Genomic DNA, 17,453 nt, shown 5'->3' on the forward strand with positions numbered 1-17,453 from the left:
TCCATTCAGGCCCGTGGGGGAACGTGGAGTTGCCGGAACCGCAACACAAATCGCTCTTATTTTCATTTGTGGCCATTGCTGGCACAATGAGCCTCTTTTGCTCGCGGGCCCGCTTTCATGTACGACTTCGATGAACTCAACGCGTTTTCGGACGTCATGGCGACCGGCAGCCTGACCCGCAGCGCCCAGCGCATGGGGGTGGCCAAATCGACGCTGAGTCGGCGCATCAGCCAGCTCGAGTCGCGCCTGAACCAGCCGCTTCTACGCCGCCAGGCGAACCAGCTGACGCCTACCGAAGCCGGGCTTCTTTTTCATGGCTACTGCACGGAGCTTTTAACGCTGGCCAGGCAAAGCCAGGAGGCGCTGTCGGAGCTTCGTGAGGAGATCAGCGGCAAGATCACGCTGGAGGTTCACGGCGCGCTTGCCCGCAACTGGGTCGCCAAAGTCGTGGATATCTTTCTGGACCGCCACCCGGGGATCGAGTTGACGCTTCAGAGCCGGGAAAGGCCGTCCACGACGCTTCAAACCAACAGCGTACATATCTGGCTTGGCGCGCTCGACGAAAGCGGGCTCAACCAGGAGCGCCTGGGTCAGCTCACCCGCGGGCTTTACGCAAGCCCGCGCTATCTGGCCCAGGCGCCCATGCTTGCTCACCCAAGTGATCTGGATCACCACGCCTGGATCGATCTGCTCGACACCGACACGACGCGCCTGCCGCTTTATCACGCCAGCGCCCCGGAGTACGTGTTTTCGCCGCCCCGCTCACGGCTCAGGGTGGATCAGACGCTGATCCACGTGGACGCGATCGCCAGCGGCCAGGGTATCGGGCTTTTGCCGCACTGGATCGTCAATCAGCGCGAAATGCACCACCCCGGCGAGCTGGTACCGTGTTTGGCGGGCTGGGAGCCCCAGCCGCTGCCGGTGTCGATGCTCTACGCCTTTGGCCACCACTCGCGCCGGGTCAGCGCCCTGTTGAGCTGCCTGCGCGAGCACGTGCCGCACCAGTGGCAGGCGCCGCCGCTGTTCGCCTAGCGTTTTCGCCCGGTGTTAGCGTTTGGCGGCAGTGCGATCACCGGGAAACCTTGCCAGCTAACGACCCGATTGATGACAATAGGCGTTTACGCTTGCCAGGAACGCTCCATGCTCGTTGAACTGTTCGCCGTGATGGCTCCGGTGCTGGCCGGTGCCGGCCTTGGTTTTTTCTGGGTGCGCCTGGGCTACCCCTACCCGATCGAATTCGTCACCCGGCTGGTATTCAACGTTGGAACGCCGGCGTTGGTGCTGGCTTCGCTTGCCGGCGCCTCGATCGATGCCCACACCTTCGGCAAGACCATGCTGGCCGCCGCGCTGGTCATCAGCCTGATGGGCGTGGCGTCCTTTGGCGTGGCCAGGCTTTTGCGCCGCGACTGGAAAGTGCTCATCGCGCCCATGATGTACCCCAACACCGGCAACATGGGCCTGCCGGTGGTGCTCTACGCGTTTGGCAGCGCCGGCTTCGTCTATGGCATCACCGTCATGGTGACCGTCTCGCTTTTTCAGTTCACGATAGGCGCCATGCTCTCGAGCCGGGGTAATCCGCTCAAGACGCTGGTCAAAACGCCGACGGTCTACGCCATTTTGATCAGCATGGCGCTGATGCTCACCGACACGGCGCTGCCTGGCTGGATCGCCAACACCGTCGATCTGATGTCCGGCTTTACCGTACCGCTAATGCTGATCACACTCGGCGTGTCGCTGGCGAGCATCCGGGTCGACAACCTGCGCTCGGGGCTAGGCTTTAGCCTGGTGCGCATTCCGCTGGCCGCCGTCACGGCCTGGCTGGTAGCCGAGCTTTTAAATCTGCCGGCGCTGGCGCAGATGATTCTGGTGCTGCAAATGTGCATGCCGGTGGCGGTGTTCAATTACCTGTTCGCTCAACGTGCCCAGCGCGAACCGGTCTACGTGGCAAGCCTGGTGTTCTGCTCGACGCTTTTGGCGCTTTTCAATCTGCCTGCACTGCTGGCGTTTATGATGTAGCGTGTAGGGAACCTGCTCGCACACGCGCAGTCACTGCTGGATCGACGTCAAACCCTGGTCGGAGAGCTCTCATGTTCTACCCCGCTGCCCCGTTGTCCTCGCCCCTTCGCCGCGCCTTTGGCGTTCTGGGTGGGCTTGTGCTTTTAACCGGCGCCGGTAGCGCCCAAGCCGAAATGACCCATGAAGCCGTTGCAACCGACGCCGTCACGTTCTCGATCGAGCGCGTAGCCGATGGCCTGACTCGCCCCTGGGCGGTCGCGTTTCTACCCGACGGGCGGTATCTGGTGAGCGAACGAAGCGGCGCGCTCAATCTGGTGGATGATCAGGGTCATATCGAGGCGCTCGAGGGCATGCCCGAGGTCAGCACCCAGGGCCAGGGCGGGCTTCTGGATGTAGTGCTCCATCCGGCGTTTGGTGACGGCGAGCACGACTGGATCTACTTCACCTGGAGTAAACCGGATCAAAACGGCACGCGCACGGCGCTTTCGCGGGTGCGCTGGGAAGGCGACGGTCTGGGCGAGCTCGAGCACCTGTTCGAGCAGGACCGGGCCTCGGGCCCCGGGCGTCACTACGGCTCGCGGCTGGCGTTTTTGGACGACGGCACGCTGGTCATGAGCGTCGGCGATCGCGGCTCCGACCCAACCCGTGCCCAGGCCCGCGACGACCACGCCGGCTCTACCCTGCGCCTGACCGAGACCGGCGGCGTACCGGCAGACAACCCGTTCGTCGATGACGGCGCCACGCTCGATGAAATCTATACGCTGGGCAATCGCAACATCCAGGGCATGACCGTTCGCGACAACGGCGAGCTTTGGGTATCCGAGCACGGCCCGCGCACCGGCGACGAGCTGAACTTGATCCAGCCCGGCGAAAACTATGGCTGGCCGGAGGTCACGCTGGGCAACGATTACGCCACCAACGAGCCGCTGGGCGTCGACTCAAAACCGGGCATGACCGGCCCGGCCGTCGCCCTCGAGGGCCGCTTTGCGCCGTCCGGGCTTGCCGAGGTGAACAGCGAGCGCTTTACCGCCTGGCAGGGCAATCTGCTGGCCGGCGGCCTTTCCAGCGAAAAGCTCGAGCGCTTCGTGATCGAAAGCGGCCGCGCCGTTGAGAGCGAAGTGGTGCTCGAAGGTGAAGTCGGGCGCATTCGCGACGTACGCCAGGGCCCGGACGGCGGCATTTACCTTTTGACCGACAGCGACCAGGGCGGGCTTTATCGCTTGCTGCCGACCGACTGACTGACGCTTGAATGACTTTTTAACGGCTTTTTATAACCCCCTGGCGGCGACGGACACGCGATGCGCTTACGCAATTTAATGATTCTGACGGTCATCGTGCCGCTGTTCGTGGCGCTGGTGGTGTTCAGCTTCGTGGCGATCAAGGCGCTCGAGGACAACGTGCGCTCGAAGCTTCAAACCGAGGTCGAAATCATTACCCGGGCGCTGAGCACCTCGCTGAGCTACGCCGTCGCCCGCGAAAGCGCCGCGCCGCTGGAAGAGGCGCTGCAGTCGGCGTTCTCGTTTCACCGGATCTACGGCGCCTACGTGTTCGATGTGCAGGGCCGGGAGATCTACGGGCTGGGCCTTGGCAAGAATCTTTTCACCCCGGACGAGATTCAAAGCGTGATCTCGCGGGACGATCTTTACAGCAACTACCGCCAGCACGACGGCTGGACCTACTACTCGGCGCTGATTCCACTGCGCACCCAGGACGGCACCGTCTACGGCGTGCTGCAGGTCAACCGACTCAACACCGGCATCGAGAACTACACGGGGTTTATCAGTATCGTGGCGGTGCTGGTATTCATCATCGGCGCCGGCGGTATCGTACTCAGTATCTGGTGGGGGTTTCGTCGCTACATCGAGCGGCCATTGAACCAGCTTCTGCGCGTCATGCTGCTGGTCGAGGATGGCGACCGGCGTCAGCGCGCAAGCGTCGAAGGGCCAGCAGAGTATCGCCGGCTGGCCTCCGGGCTCAACGGCATGCTCGACGCCATGGCCGAGAAGGACCGCGACATCGATGCCCGCCGGGAGCGCGAAATCGAACTCGAAAAGCGCCTGCGTAAATCCAAAAAACTCGCCGAGCTTGGCGTGCTGGCCGCCGGGGTCGCCCATGAGATCGGCGCGCCGCTGACCGTCATCAACGGCCAGGCCCAGCGCCTGGCGCGGCGCGACGTCATCGGCGACGACGAGCGCGCCCGGCTCGGGCGTATTCGCGGCGAGGTCGAGCGCATCGTCGAGATCGTGCGCCAGCTCATGGAGCTTGGCCGACAACACAACGTGGAGAAAGAGAAGCAGTCGCTCGATCACCTTATCACCAGCGCAAGCCAGCTGGTGGAAGAGGAGTTGGAGCCCCGCGGCATCCGGCTGGACGTCAAACTTCCTACTCCACCGCTTTGGGTCATGGTCGACGGCCAGCAGGTCGTGCAGGTGCTGACCAATCTGCTGCGTAACGCCGCCCAGGCGCCGGAGGTTAGCCTTATCCGGGTTCGCGCGCAGGAGAACAGCCGTGAAATGACGCTTTGGGTCGAGGACGACGGCCCGGGCATTCCGGTATCGCACCATCAGCAGGTGTTCGATCCGTTTTTTACCACCAAGCCCGTGGGCCAGGGTAGCGGGCTGGGGCTTTCGATGGTACACCGCATTATCAATGATCACGGCGGGACGATTGGCGTGTTCGACAGCGCCCTCGGGGGAGCAGGATTTGAAATCACCCTCCCCTTGAGTGAAGACACCGCATCCGCTTGAGGAAAACGTTTGTGACCGAACAGGAACACGCTTTACCGCTTCTGGTCGTCGAGGACGACCCCGCCATTCGCGAACTGCTCGAAGAGGAGCTCAATGACGCCGGCTACACCACGCTTGGCGTACCGAGCGCCGAAGAGGCCGTGGCGCTTTTGAGCCACACGCCGGTGGCGATGATGATCACCGACGTGCGCTTGCCGGGCATGTCCGGTATTGAGCTATTGCAACAACTTCGCCAAAGCGGCTCGGAGCTTGGCATCATCGTGATTACCGCCTTTGGCACCATCGACCAGGCGGTCGAGGCGCTCAAGCTCGGCGCCAATGACTTTCTCACCAAGCCGCTGGATCTGGACGCCATTCGCGAGGCGGTCTTTCGCGTGCTGGAGCGCCAACGCCTGGCGCTTTCTCACGATGCCGAGCTTACCCACTTTCACGGCATCGTGGGCAAAAGCCCGACCATGCAGGGGCTTTTCCACGACGCCTCCAGGCTTGCCAAAAGCAGCGCGCCGATCCTCATTCTGGGCGAAAGCGGCACCGGCAAGGAGCTTTTGGCCCGCGCCATTCACCAGGAAAGCCCGCGCCATGATGCGCCCTTCGTGCCGGTCAACTGCGCCAGCATTCCCGCCGACCTGATGGAGAGCGAATTCTTTGGCCACATAAAGGGCGCCTTCACCGGTGCCAACGAAGCGCGTAAGGGGCTTTTTCAAAGCGCCCAGGGCGGCAGTCTGTTTCTCGACGAAATCGGCGAAATGCCGATCAACCTGCAGGCCAAGCTTTTGCGCGCGCTGCAGGAGAAAACGATTCGCCCGGTAGGCGGCGAGCGCGAAGAGCCGGTGGATGTGCGCATCATCGCCGCGACCCACCGCGATCTGGACAAGGAGATTGAGGCGCAGAATTTCAGAAGCGACCTGTTCTATCGTCTGGAGACCTTTTCACTGCGCATTCCGCCGCTTCGCGAGCGCGGCAGCGACATCGAGCATCTGGTATTTGCGCTGATCGACAAGCACGCCGACGCTCAGGGCAAGCAGATCGAACAGATCGAGCCCGAGGCGCTCAATACGCTGTTGAGCTACTCCTACCCGGGCAACGTACGTGAACTCGAAAACGCGATCATGCGCGCCGTCACCCTCAGTGAAGAGGGCGTGTTACAGCATGGCGATCTGCCGGAGCGGCTTCGCGATCACGTCAGTGCTCAGTCGGACGCCGAGTTTACCCCAACGCTCAGGGGTGAAGTGCTGTCGGGCACCCAGACACCCGCCCCGGCGCCCGCCCGCTGGCCAAGCCTTGAGGAGGTCGAAAAGCGCTATATCCGCAAGGTGCTCGAGGCGACCGGCGGCAACAAGCGGCGCACTGCCGAAGTGCTGGGTATCGCCCGCCGCACGCTCTACCGCCGTCTCGAGGATGACAGCTAGTCATGCGTTGATGGCCAAAAAATGGCCAGACAGTCGCGGCTGTCTGGCCATTGGGAGATCAAAACCGCCCGTGTTCGATTAGACGCCGTCACTCGGCGTTTCGCCGGCATCGTCGTTGGACATCGGGCCCGTGCCCATGGGCTGCTGCTCCTCGGGCTCGGCGTCCGGGTTGGGCGCGTCGGGTTCGCCACAGCCGGTAAGGCCGAGCGCACCAAAGGCCAGCAGAGCGCTTAACAGCAGCGCTTTAAAACGGTCGCCACGTTGTTGTGCCATGTGTCTTTCTCCTTGACCTTGTGAAGTCGCGTTCCTTGAAGCGATCTGCCCGTACAGAGCCTCTTAAACCTAGCGCTGACGTCTGGTTTTTGCCAGTGCCGCAAACGTTTCAAACCCCTTTCTCCTCCCATGAGTACAAAAAAACCCCCGCAGGCGCGGGGGTAATGGTAATGAAGCATTGAGCGCAGCCGCAGGGAACGGACAGCCCGCTCGATTCATTACCGTAGGGAGCGGTCATCTAACCCGGTCTGTTCACCGGGTCGATCTACTAAGTCGATTTACTGTGTAGTTTCGTCGTCGCGTTCGCCGTCGCCCGGTGCAGAGCCCGGCATCGGCTCGGTACCGTCACCAAAACCGGGATTCTCTTCCGGGTCCTGATCGTCCATGGCGCCTTCGCTACTGGGCATCGGCTCCTGCGAGGTCGTGGCGTTACTTTCAAGGCCCGGGTCGCTCATCGCCGGGTCGTCGGCCATTGCCGGGTCGTCAGCCATTGCCGAGTCGTTACTCATGGCCGGGTCATTGGCCATACCGGGCTCTTCGTTCATGGCCGGGTCGTTCGCGGTCCCACCCTGCTCCATGGTCTCGGGCTGCTGAGCCGGCGGCATCTCATCTTCATCGTCGCCGCCGCAACCGGCAAGCGTCAATGTGCTGGCAGTCAGCAGCATGCCAAGGGCAACGAGCGATTTGCGTTTGAACATCGGTTTGCCTTGTTTTTCCATAAAACGTTTATCCATAAAGCCTGCCTCCATTGAATCCAGCGAGCTAGTCAGGCTGCCATTCTTGGCAATTGCATCGAATCCTTCGACCCTGAATCTTCAACGCGTGTCGTTGAAAGTGGAGTTACACAAGTCGTGCCACTGCAGCACCGAATTTTAATTTTTATAAAAAAATCAATAATTTATAAAAAATTACCCCGACCTTTTGGATTAATCTATGCTAATGGGAGGCAGGCACAAAATGACACATGTAGCGTTAGTTCACCGTGTCGACCGGGCGTTGTGACACACCGATGCGACTTATGTATAATAATTTTTAATAATACAGCTGGTAATCGTTAATTTACTTTTATGATCTCCGGGAAACCGTGGCAGGCTCCTGTCTTCAAAGCCTGCGCGTTAGAGAGATAGCCAACGATAAATCACTCCATAAAAAGGTTCGATTAATGGATGAAACACGTCCTGTCAAAATCAAGGTTCGTAATTTAAGCAAGGTATTTGGGAAACAGCCAAAAAAAGCACTCGAGCTACGCGACCAGGGCCTCAAACGCCCGGAGATACTCGAGCAGACCGGACAAACGTTGGGCCTTTCCAACATCACCTTCGACGTTTATGAAGGTGAACTTTTGGTCATCATGGGGCTTTCGGGCTCCGGCAAGTCCACCCTGATTCGCTGTTTGAATCGCCTGATCGACTCCACCGAAGGCGAGATTGTCATCGACAACGAGAATATTCCGTCGCTCGGCGAGAAGAAGCTTCTTGAGTGTCGTCGTCGCCATTTCTCCATGGTGTTTCAGAACTTTGCGCTTTTTCCCCACCGCACCGTTCAGCAAAACGCTGAATTTGGCCTCGAGATTCGCGGCGTCGACAAGGCCGAGCGCCGCGAGCTTGGCTACAACTCGTTGCAGCAAGTGGGGCTGGGCGGTTGGGAAGATGCCTATCCCCACCAGCTTTCCGGCGGTATGCAGCAACGCGTGGGGCTAGCGCGGGCGCTGGCCAACGATGCCAGCGTCCTGCTGATGGACGAGGCGTTCTCCGCGCTCGACCCGTTGATCCGCAAGGAGATGCAGCAGGAGCTTTTGCAGCTTCAAACGCGCATGCAGAAAACCACCGTGTTCATCACCCACGATCTGGACGAGGCGCTGTCGATCGGTGATCGCATCGTGCTCTTAAAAGATGGCGAAGTGGTCCAGATCGGTACACCGGAAGAAATTCTCACCAAGCCCGCCGACGACTACGTGCGCCGCTTCATCGAAGGGGTGGACCGCTCGCGTATTTTGACCGCCGAGAGCGCCATGCGCCCGGTGCGCACCAGCATTCGTGACACCGACGGCCCGCGCGTAGCACTTCGCCGCATGCGCGATTACAGCATCGACTCCATCTACGTGACCGACCGCGACCGCCGCCTCAAGGGGCTGTTGGAGGCGGACGCCGCCAGTCAGGCCATCGAAGCCGGTGACGAAACGCTGGATGCCTACCTCACCCAGGATTTCCGTCTGGTCACCCCACAGGAGCCCCTGCAGCACCTGTTCGCCATGTTTAGCGAAAAAGGCTTTCCAGTCGCCGTGGTCGACGAGGAGAAGCGCCTTCTGGGCGTTGTCGTCAAGGGCGCAGTACTGGATGAACTGGCACGAGCAGGAGATCAGTAATGGACAACCTTCCCCGTATTCCCCTGGGCAATTGGATCGAAACCGCACTGCGCTGGCTGACCAGCGAGTACTCGGTCGTCACCCGCGCGATTTCACGCGTGACTCAAACCGGTATCAGTAGCCTGAACGACGCCCTGATGTGGCTACCCGAGTGGGCGCTGATGGCGCTCATCGCCCTGCTCTGCTGGCGGCTGGCGAGCCCGCGTTTGGCGATCGGCGCGGTAGCGGGTCTGGCGCTAATCTGGAACATGGATCTGTGGAATCCGATGATCGAAACGCTGACGCTGGTGGTGATCGCCACGCTCGTGGCGGTCGTCATCGCGCTTCCCATCGGCATCCTGGCGGCACTTTCCGACCGACTTTACAAGGTGATCATGCCGATTCTGGATTTCATGCAGACCATGCCGGCGTTCGTCTACCTGATTCCAGCGATTCCATTTTTCGGTATCGGCGCGGTATCGGCGATTTTCGCTACCGTGATCTTCTCCATGCCGCCGGCCATACGCTTCACGACGCTCGGCATTCGCCAGGTCCCGACGGATTTGATCGAGGCCGCCGATGCCTACGGCGCCACGCGCAGTCAAAAACTCTTCAAGGTGCAGCTGCCACTTTCGCTGCCCACGGTGATGGCCGGTATCAACCAGACCATCATGCTGGCGCTGTCGATGGTGGTGATCGCCGCGATGATCGGCGCTGACGGGCTTGGCAGCGAAGTGTGGCGTGCCATTCAGCGCCTGCGCCCGGGCGATGGTTTCGAGGCCGGTATCGCGGTCGTCATTCTGGCCATGCTGCTCGACCGTTTGACTCAGGCGCTACGTAAATCAAAGCGTCAATGAGGCCATGGCCTTATCGCGCGGGCGCGCAAAACTTGAAGCCCACGCTATAAGCCACCATGCTTGGGAAGCCAAAACCAGCGCTCTCGCGCGGTTTGGCTTCTCATAAGATGAAGGCTTTTTTTGCCTTTTATAAAAGTGTTACACATTCAAAAAAGGGAAACAGCATGAAAACACGCATCAATCGTTCTGTTCGTCTTGCCACGCTCGGGCTCATGACTGGCAGCGCCCTGCTCGCCGGCGGCTTTGCTCAGGCCCAGGAGCAAGGCACGGTCAACCTGGCCTACGTCGAATGGTCCTCCGAGGTCGCCTCCACCAACGTGATCGCCGCCGTGCTCGAGCAGCAAGGCTATGAGGTGAACATGACCTCGCTCTCCGCAGCGGCCATGTTCCAGGCACTTTCGACCGGCGATGCCGACGCGATCGTCGCGGCCTGGCTTCCCACCACCCACGCCGACTACATGGAGCGCATTGGCGGCGACGTCGAGGACCTGGGCCCAAATCTGGACGGTACCAAGCTTGGTCTGGTCGTTCCCGAATACACCGAGGTGAACTCGATCGATGAGCTCAACGACAACGCCGAGCTGTTCGACGACGAGATCATCGGCATCGACCCCGGTGCCGGCCTGATGGGGCTGGCAGAGGAAGCCGTCGATACCTATGATCTTGATCTTCGCCTGCGCAGCGGTAGCGACGCGACCATGGTGGCGGCGCTGGATAACGCCATCAACAATGAAGAAGACATCGTCGTGACCAGCTGGACACCGCACTGGATGTTCGCACGTTGGGACCTCAAGTACCTGGACGACCCGGAAGGCGTGTTCGGCGGCGCCGAGCAGATCCATACCGTGGTTCGCAACGGCTTCGAGGACGACATGCCCGGCGCCTACGCCATTCTGGACGCCTTCGAGTGGACCCCGGAGCAGATGGGCGAAGTCATGCTCATGAACCAGGAAGACGGCAGCGACCCCTATGAAAACGCCAAGCAGTGGGTCGAAGAGAACCAGGACGTTGTCGAGCAGTGGCTCGATTCGTAATCGCGACCGTGGCCCGGCCCAAGCGCCGGGTTAACAAAAGGCTTGTACAAACAGTTTGTACAAGAGGGGTGTTTCTTATACAACTGACGGGCAGGCGCTTCGCGACCTCGTTTTACCCGGCATCCCTTTGGTCGTACACCTAGCGAATTCGATTCAACATGGAGAAAGATCGAGTGGAAAACGAAAAACCCAATCAGCCCAAGGAAGAGCCGGTCGGTGAGGGTATCCCCTCCCCGGACGGGCCAGCGAACCTCATCGATACCGATTACGTTATCGGTCAGGACAATTTCACCGCCGAAAAAATGGGCTTGAGGCTCGACCTCCACGGTAAAGTCTTTACCATTTCGTCTATCGTCGTGACGCTGTTCGTCGTGTTGACGCTGGCGCTTCAGGACAATATTTCGTTCATCTACGATGCCATCTTTGGCTTTTTGACCGGCAATCTGTCCTGGTTCTTCATTCTTACCGCCAACGTTTTCGTCATCCTGTGCCTGGGCCTGATCGTCTCGCCGTTAGGTAAAATTCGCATTGGCGGTGCCAACGCCAAACCGGATTTTACCTACATGGGCTGGTTTTCGATGCTGTTCGCCGCGGGCATGGGCATTGGCCTGATGTTCTTTGGCGTCAGCGAGCCGCTGACCCACTTCGGTACCTCCATCGAGGGCGGCAGCGGTGCACCGCTTTCCGGTGCCGAAGGTGACGCTGCGGGCGCGACGGCGCTGGCCATGGCCGCGACCATCTTCCACTGGGGCCTGCACCCGTGGGCGATCTATGCCGTCGTTGCACTGTCGCTTGCGCTTTTTGCCTTCAACAAGGGCCTACCGCTCTCCATGCGCTCGGTGTTCTATCCGATTCTGGGCGAGCGCGTGTGGGGCTGGCCGGGCCACTGCATCGATATTCTGGCGGTATTCGCTACGCTTTTCGGTCTCGCCACCTCGCTGGGCTTGGGTGCCACTCAGGCCGCCGCGGGCCTCACCTATCTTTTCGGCGCGCCGGAAAGCGACATCACCATGATTCTTTTGATCGTGGGTATCACCTGCGTGGCGATCTGCTCGATCGTGGCTGGCGTGGATAAGGGCGTTCAGCTGCTGTCCAAGATCAACATCGCCCTGGCCGCCGGGCTTTTGTTCTTCGTGATCGCCGTTGGCCCGACGCTGTTCATCGCCACTGGCTTCTTCGAGAACCTGTTCAACTACGTCGTCAATTTGCCGGCGCTCTCCAACCCCTTCGGCCGTGAAGACGTTGGCTTCACTCATGGCTGGACTGCCTTCTACTGGGCCTGGTGGATCTCCTGGTCTCCGTACGTCGGCATGTTCATCGCCCGCGTATCGCGCGGCCGCACGGTGCGTGAATTCCTGATCTCGGTATTGATCGTCCCGTCCGTCGTCTCGGTTCTCTGGATGACCACCTTCGGGGGTACTGCGATCGATCAGTACGTAAGCCAAGGGATCGAAACGGTGCGCGACGCCGGCGTCGACCTGCAGCTCTTCTTGATGTTGGAACAGCTGCCGCTGTCGGATATCACCTCCTTCATCGCCATCGTGCTGGTCATCGTGTTCTTCGTGACCTCATCGGACTCCGGTTCGCTGGTCATCGATTCGATCACCGCTGGCGGCAAGGTCGACTCGCCGATCCCCCAGCGTGTGTTCTGGGCCTCCATCGAGGGTGCGATCGCCATCGCGCTGCTGCTCGGCGGTGGCCTGACGGCGCTGCAAACCATGGCGGTCTCTACCGGCCTGCCCTTCGCGTTTATCCTGCTGGTGTCGTGCTACGCCATCATCAAGGGTTTGATGAGCGAACCCAAGGCGGTTTAATCGCAAGCCGTACGAAAACGGGCAGCCTCAGGGCTGCCCGTTTTTTTACGTGCGGTGAAAATGGCGCCAACGTGCGGTCAGGCAGGGCCCGGGAGTCCATGACCGGCCTGGGTTCTGTCTGAAAAGTCGGCGAGCGAAGACAGGACAAGGCAAAAATGGGCGAAGAAACGGAGTTTACAGTGAGTAAATGAGTATTCTGAGCCAATTTTTAACGCCGTATTGTCGAGCGCAGGCACTTTTCAGACAGAACCTGGTGAAAAGCCGTACCGCCCGTCAGGTAACCACCGCGTTTACGAATTAATTTCTTTACAAACCATATTCATGGAGGCGCAAAAGTATAATTATTGTTAATATACTGCGCAACAAACACGACACGCCGTCAAGGCGTGTTTTTTTATGCAAAGCGCAGAGGTAGCCGTGGACAAGCAAGAACCCAATCACTCATCGGACGAGCCGGCGTCAGACGGTATACCCGCCCCCGAAGGGGCAGCGAATTTGATCGATACCGATTACGTCGTGGGTCAGGACAACTTCACGACCAACAAGATGGGGATCAACCTCGACCTTCACGGTAAGGTATTTAGTATCTCCGCCGTGATCGTGCTGCTGTTCGTGGTATTGACGCTGGCGCTGCAGGATACCATTGCGCCCGTCTACGACGCCATTTTCGACTTTCTGACCGGCAATCTTTCCTGGTTCTTTATCGCCGTGGCCAATGTTTTTGTCATTTTATGCATTGGTTTGATTTTTTCACCGCTTGGCAAGATACGCCTGGGGGGAACCAACGCAAAGCCTGACTATACCTACATGGGCTGGTTTTCGATGCTGTTTGCCGCCGGTATGGGCATCGGCTTGATGTTCTTTGCAGTCAACGAGCCGCTCACCCATTTTGGAACCTCTTTTGATGGCGACGGCTGGGCGCCTCTGGGCGGTGCCGAGGGAGATACGGCGGCGGCGACGTCGCTTGCCATGGCCGCCACTATCTATCACTGGGGTCTGCATCCCTGGGCGATCTACGCCATCGTGGCCCTTTCACTGGCGCTGTTCTCGTTCAACAAGGGGTTGCCGCTTTCGATCCGCTCGGTGTTCTACCCCATTCTTGGCGAGCGCGTTTGGGGCTGGCCCGGGCACGTGATCGATATTCTAGCAGTGTTCGCCTCGCTCTTTGGTTTGGCAACGTCGCTGGGGCTCGGTGCCAGCCAGGCCGCGGCGGGGCTATCGTATCTGTTCGGCGCGCCGGAAAGCGATATCACCATGATCCTTTTGATCGTGGGCATCACGATGTTGGCCATCGCTTCGCTAGCGGCCGGTGTCGATAAGGGCATGCAGCTTCTGTCCAAAATCAACATCGTGATGGCGGCGGCGCTTTTGTTCTTCGTGATCGCCGTTGGCCCGACACTGTTCATCCTGACCGGCTTTTTCGAGAACCTGTGGAGCTACGCGGCCCACTTCCCCGCCCTTTCCAATCCTTTTGGTCGTGAAGATGCCGACTTCAGCCAGGGCTGGACCACCTTCTACTGGGCCTGGTGGATCTCCTGGTCTCCGTACGTGGGCATGTTCATCGCCCGCGTCTCACGGGGCCGCACGGTTCGCGAATTCCTGATTTCCGTTTTGATCATCCCATCCATGGTATCGGTACTCTGGATGACGACCTTTGGCGGCACAGCCATCGATCAATACATCAACCAGGGCATCAGCGCCGTGCGCGATGCGGGTGTCGATCTGCAGCTGTTTTTGATGCTGGAGCAGCTGCCGCTTTCGCAAATCACCTGCTTCGTGGCGATCCTGCTGGTCGTTTTCTTCTTCGTGACCTCTTCTGATTCGGGCTCTCTGGTAATCGACTCGATCACCGCCGGCGGCAAAATGGATGCTCCGACGTCGCAGCGGGTATTCTGGGCGATCATCGAAGGCGCGATCGCTATTGCGCTGCTGCTCGGCGGCGGTTTGACCGCGCTGCAAACCATGGCGGTCTCCACCGGCTTCCCCTTCGCGCTCATCCTGCTGGTGGCCTGCTACGCCATCATCAAGGGACTGATGAGCGAGCCCAAGGCGGTGTGATAATAAGGCAATATGATCCAGGGTCGTTCCAGCCCTAGCGCTACGACAACGGGCAGCCAAAGGGCTGCCCGTTTTTTTATGCCTGAATGTCTTGGCGCTTGTGCCAGTTTTAACACCAAAAGGTCTTGAGCAGCGTATCGCGGGAATAGCGGTGCGCGACCTGCGCTTGAAAGAGCTCGGCGGTGGCCAGCGCGTCGGTCAGCGCGTGGTGGCCCTGGTAGGTGGGAAGCCCGTAGCGCTGACGGCTGGCATCCAATCGAATGGAGACCGGCGGACGGCCCAGCCAGCGGCGAAACCGCGACCAGAGCGTTTGACGGTGAAGCCTTGCCTCCAGCGACATGGTGTCGATCATGGGAAACAGCACCCCTTCGCCGCGGCGTGACTTCACCGCCGCGTCCAGAAACGGCCGCTCGATGTTGCGAAAATGCACCACGACGAGCCTTCCTGCCAGCTCGTCGAGCAAGGGCTCGAGCACCTCGTCCAGATCCGGCGCATCGCTGACCTCCGAGTGGGTGATGTGGTGATACGTCACCGACTCCTCGCTCAAGGGCCGGGGCGGCTTGACCACCCAGTAGCGCCGGCTGGAGAGCGGGATACGATCAAGCGTGAAGTGGATCAAGCCGATGCTGACGATGGCGTGGCGGCGCTCGTCGAGCCCGGTGGTCTCCATATCCAGTGCCACCATGGGCACTTCCGAGATGGGCGTGTCCGGACCAGGAAGCTCGGTGTCGAAAAAGCGCTTCAGGGCGTCGTCCTGAGCGACCGCGCTTCGCTTTTTCATGTAGCCATTCCAGTCGGCCTGATTGACGCGCTGGCGCGGGCGTATTCCTTTCATGGTGACGTCCTTAGCGCTGGGCCGGAATGGGGTAGCGAAACTTCAAGAACTTCTGCGCATTGCTCAACACCTGGAAGGCGTCCTTGAGGGTGTGGCGCTCGCTGTCGTCGACGTTTTCCGGCTCGATGTTGTTGTCCGGTTCGCGCTCCTCCTGAAGGTCGATCATCTGGTGGCGAAGCCTGGACATGTGCAGAAACTCGAGCGCGTAGCTGAGCTTGTCGCTCACCCCCGAGGCGAGCAGCTGGGTGTTGTCGATATCGTTCAGGCGCTGGAAGCTGTTTTGCGCCTTGGAGCCGCAGGCCAGCGCGTGGACGCGAATCAGATCCACCATCGGCGCGGTACCGCGGCGCTTCAGGTTGATGGAGTTATTGTGCTTGCCGTCCTTCTCCATGACGATGGTGCGGAAAAACCCGAGCGGCGGCGTGCGGTTGAGCGCGTTTCGCGCCATGGCGGCGAGAAAGCGCGGCGCCTGTGGCGCGCGCTGGGCGATCAAGTCCTGCAGCGTTTCCACGTAATGGTCCTCGCCGTAGATGCTGTCCAGATCGAAAAAGATCGAGCTGTGAAGCAGCTTCTCCGGCGTCGGGTTGGCGATCCACTCTTCGAAGTAGCCCTTCCAGACGTGCAGCGGCTGGCGCCACTGACGGTTGGTCGCCATGATATCGCCTTTGCAGTAGGTGTAGCCGCAGGCGTCCAGCCCGTCGCTGACGATCTTTGCCAGCGCCTTGAAGTACTCGTCGTGCTGCTCCGGGTCGAAGCGGTCCGACAGGATCAGGGCGTTGTCCTGGTCGGTGACGATGCCCTGCTCGTTGCGCGCCATGGAGCCGTTGACCATGAAGCAGTACGGCACCGGCGGCGGGCCGAGCTCCTCCTCGCCAAGCTCCAAAAGGCGCCGAGTGAAGCTTCGCCCGATCGTCGACAGCGCGCTCCCCACCATGACCGAGTTAGCGCCCTCCTGCAGCATGCGCACGAAAGCGGCGCGCACGTCCGAGGCGAGTCGCGCCAGGCCCTGAACGCTTGACTGGTTGAAGATATTGCTCACCAGATAGAGCCCGCTGTGGGTTTCGTAACGGATGATATCGGACAGATGCACCACCCCGACCGGGCGCTGGCGGTAGAGCACCGGTAGATGGTGGACGTTGCTGCGCAGCATGATCAGCATCGCCTCGTACACCGAGGCGTCGGACTGAACCGTGATCAGGTGATCGGACACCACGTCGCCCACCTGGGTTTGCGGCGAGAGGCCCTTGGCCACCACGCGGTTGCGGAAATCGCTGTCGGTAAGGATGCCGCACATCTGCCAGGTCTTGCCCTCGCTGTCCTTGAAACTGTAGCGCGGGTTATCGCTGCCCTCGTTGATCACCAGTACCGCCGAGGCCTGGGCCTGGCCGACCTGAATCGCCGCATCCTGAACGCTGATGGTCGACTCCACCATGACCGGATAGCGTGTGACCAGCTTACGAATCCGGGTGACCATCATGTCGTTGGATTTTTTTTGCTGCTGCGCGACGCTTTCAAGGCGCGGGCGCTCGAGCTCGACGAAGTCGGCAAAATCCTCGTCTTCTTCACAAAGGCGCTGAAAAATGTCCTTTGGGATGAAGTACATCAGGGTGTCTTCGATGGCGGTGGCCGGAAAACGCACGCGATGATTACGCAAAAGGCTGAAATGACCGAAGATATCGCCTTCGCCCAAGCGGTTATAAAGCTCGCCCCGGCGACGATAGACCTCGACTGCGCCGCTTCGGATATAGCAAAGCTCGTCGAGCACTTCGTTGAGTTTCAGAACCTCGGTGCCGGTCTTGAAGTAGCGTATCTCGACACTTTCGGCGATCGCGTCCAAAAGCTCGTCGGACAGCCCGTCGAAGGGGGGAAACTGCCCCATGTGCTGGCGTATTTCCCACAGTTCCACATCCATAATGACTCCTCGGTGAAGCGCTCGCCCGTTTGGCACCAAGTTTGGCGGCATATCCCTGGCCGGTAAAGCGGGGCACACAAAAAAGCCCGGCGAAAAACGCCGGGCTTTTTAAGCTCAGAACCTGCTTGACGCCTTAAAGAGCGCGCCCGACACT

General features: G+C 60.1%; 14 protein-coding genes. 10 read left to right on the plus strand and 4 right to left on the minus strand.

Annotation, left to right across the window (positions count from 1 at the left end; all coding sequences use genetic code 11):
* Positions 1 to 117: 117 nt before the first annotated feature.
* The 5 genes from OCT39_RS12495 to OCT39_RS12515 all read left to right on the plus strand — a co-directional run bounded on the left by OCT39_RS12495 (position 118) and on the right by OCT39_RS12515 (position 6,172).
* Positions 118 to 1,032: a LysR family transcriptional regulator gene (locus tag OCT39_RS12495; RefSeq protein WP_263584793.1), complete on the plus strand. Its 915-nt coding sequence runs from the start codon at positions 118 to 120 to the stop codon at positions 1,030 to 1,032.
* Positions 1,033 to 1,140: 108 nt separating this feature from the next.
* Entirely contained in the window at positions 1,141 to 2,016 is an 876-nt protein-coding gene (locus tag OCT39_RS12500) for an AEC family transporter (RefSeq protein ID WP_263584794.1), read from the plus strand.
* Positions 2,017 to 2,087: 71 nt separating this feature from the next.
* Complete coding sequence (locus OCT39_RS12505) at positions 2,088 to 3,254, plus strand: PQQ-dependent sugar dehydrogenase (RefSeq protein WP_263584795.1); 1,167 nt, start codon at positions 2,088 to 2,090, stop codon at positions 3,252 to 3,254.
* A gap of 60 nt (positions 3,255 to 3,314) precedes the next feature.
* Entirely contained in the window at positions 3,315 to 4,763 is a 1,449-nt protein-coding gene (locus OCT39_RS12510; protein WP_263584796.1) for an ATP-binding protein, read from the plus strand.
* 11 nt (positions 4,764 to 4,774) lie between these two features.
* On the plus strand, positions 4,775 to 6,172 hold the full coding sequence (locus tag OCT39_RS12515; protein WP_263584797.1) for a sigma-54-dependent transcriptional regulator: 1,398 nt from the start codon (positions 4,775 to 4,777) through the stop codon (positions 6,170 to 6,172).
* A 78-nt stretch (positions 6,173 to 6,250) separates the two neighbouring features.
* On the opposite strand, the gene OCT39_RS12520 is transcribed toward OCT39_RS12515, so the two are convergent.
* The gene (locus tag OCT39_RS12520) at positions 6,251 to 6,445 is read right to left on the minus strand and encodes a hypothetical protein (protein ID WP_263584798.1); all 195 of its coding nucleotides are present in this window, start codon (positions 6,443 to 6,445) and stop codon (positions 6,251 to 6,253) included.
* Positions 6,446 to 6,723: 278 nt separating this feature from the next.
* Positions 6,724 to 7,179, minus strand: a complete 456-nt coding sequence (locus OCT39_RS12525; RefSeq protein WP_263584799.1) for a hypothetical protein — start codon at positions 7,177 to 7,179, stop codon at positions 6,724 to 6,726.
* Between the two features lie 428 nt (positions 7,180 to 7,607).
* On the opposite strand from OCT39_RS12525, the gene OCT39_RS12530 reads away from it, so the two are divergent.
* The 5 genes from OCT39_RS12530 (at position 7,608) to OCT39_RS12550 (ending at position 14,552) form a co-directional block, all read left to right on the plus strand.
* Positions 7,608 to 8,810, plus strand: a complete 1,203-nt coding sequence (locus tag OCT39_RS12530; protein ID WP_263584800.1) for a quaternary amine ABC transporter ATP-binding protein — start codon at positions 7,608 to 7,610, stop codon at positions 8,808 to 8,810.
* Positions 8,810 to 9,646 (plus strand): ABC transporter permease, encoded by an 837-nt coding sequence (locus tag OCT39_RS12535; RefSeq protein WP_263584801.1) that lies wholly within the window; start codon positions 8,810 to 8,812, stop codon positions 9,644 to 9,646. Before OCT39_RS12530 ends, OCT39_RS12535 begins: the two co-directional genes overlap by 1 nt.
* 164 nt (positions 9,647 to 9,810) lie before the next feature.
* Complete coding sequence (locus tag OCT39_RS12540) at positions 9,811 to 10,680, plus strand: glycine betaine ABC transporter substrate-binding protein (protein ID WP_263584802.1); 870 nt, start codon at positions 9,811 to 9,813, stop codon at positions 10,678 to 10,680.
* Between the two features lie 173 nt (positions 10,681 to 10,853).
* Positions 10,854 to 12,494 (plus strand): BCCT family transporter, encoded by a 1,641-nt coding sequence (locus OCT39_RS12545; RefSeq protein ID WP_409335784.1) that lies wholly within the window; start codon positions 10,854 to 10,856, stop codon positions 12,492 to 12,494.
* Positions 12,495 to 12,890: 396 nt separating this feature from the next.
* Positions 12,891 to 14,552: a BCCT family transporter gene (locus OCT39_RS12550; protein ID WP_263584804.1), complete on the plus strand. Its 1,662-nt coding sequence runs from the start codon at positions 12,891 to 12,893 to the stop codon at positions 14,550 to 14,552.
* Positions 14,553 to 14,661: 109 nt separating this feature from the next.
* On the opposite strand, the gene OCT39_RS12555 is transcribed toward OCT39_RS12550, so the two are convergent.
* Complete coding sequence (locus OCT39_RS12555) at positions 14,662 to 15,387, minus strand: 3'-5' exonuclease (RefSeq protein WP_263584805.1); 726 nt, start codon at positions 15,385 to 15,387, stop codon at positions 14,662 to 14,664.
* Between the two features lie 10 nt (positions 15,388 to 15,397).
* A complete protein-coding gene (locus OCT39_RS12560) occupies positions 15,398 to 17,299 on the minus strand; it encodes a DUF294 nucleotidyltransferase-like domain-containing protein (RefSeq protein ID WP_263584806.1) in 1,902 nt (633 codons plus the stop codon).
* Positions 17,300 to 17,453 lie beyond the last annotated feature (154 nt).

This window comes from Halomonas sp. GD1P12 (assembly GCF_025725645.1).
In the GTDB taxonomy this organism is placed as follows: Bacteria; Pseudomonadota; Gammaproteobacteria; order Pseudomonadales; family Halomonadaceae; genus Vreelandella.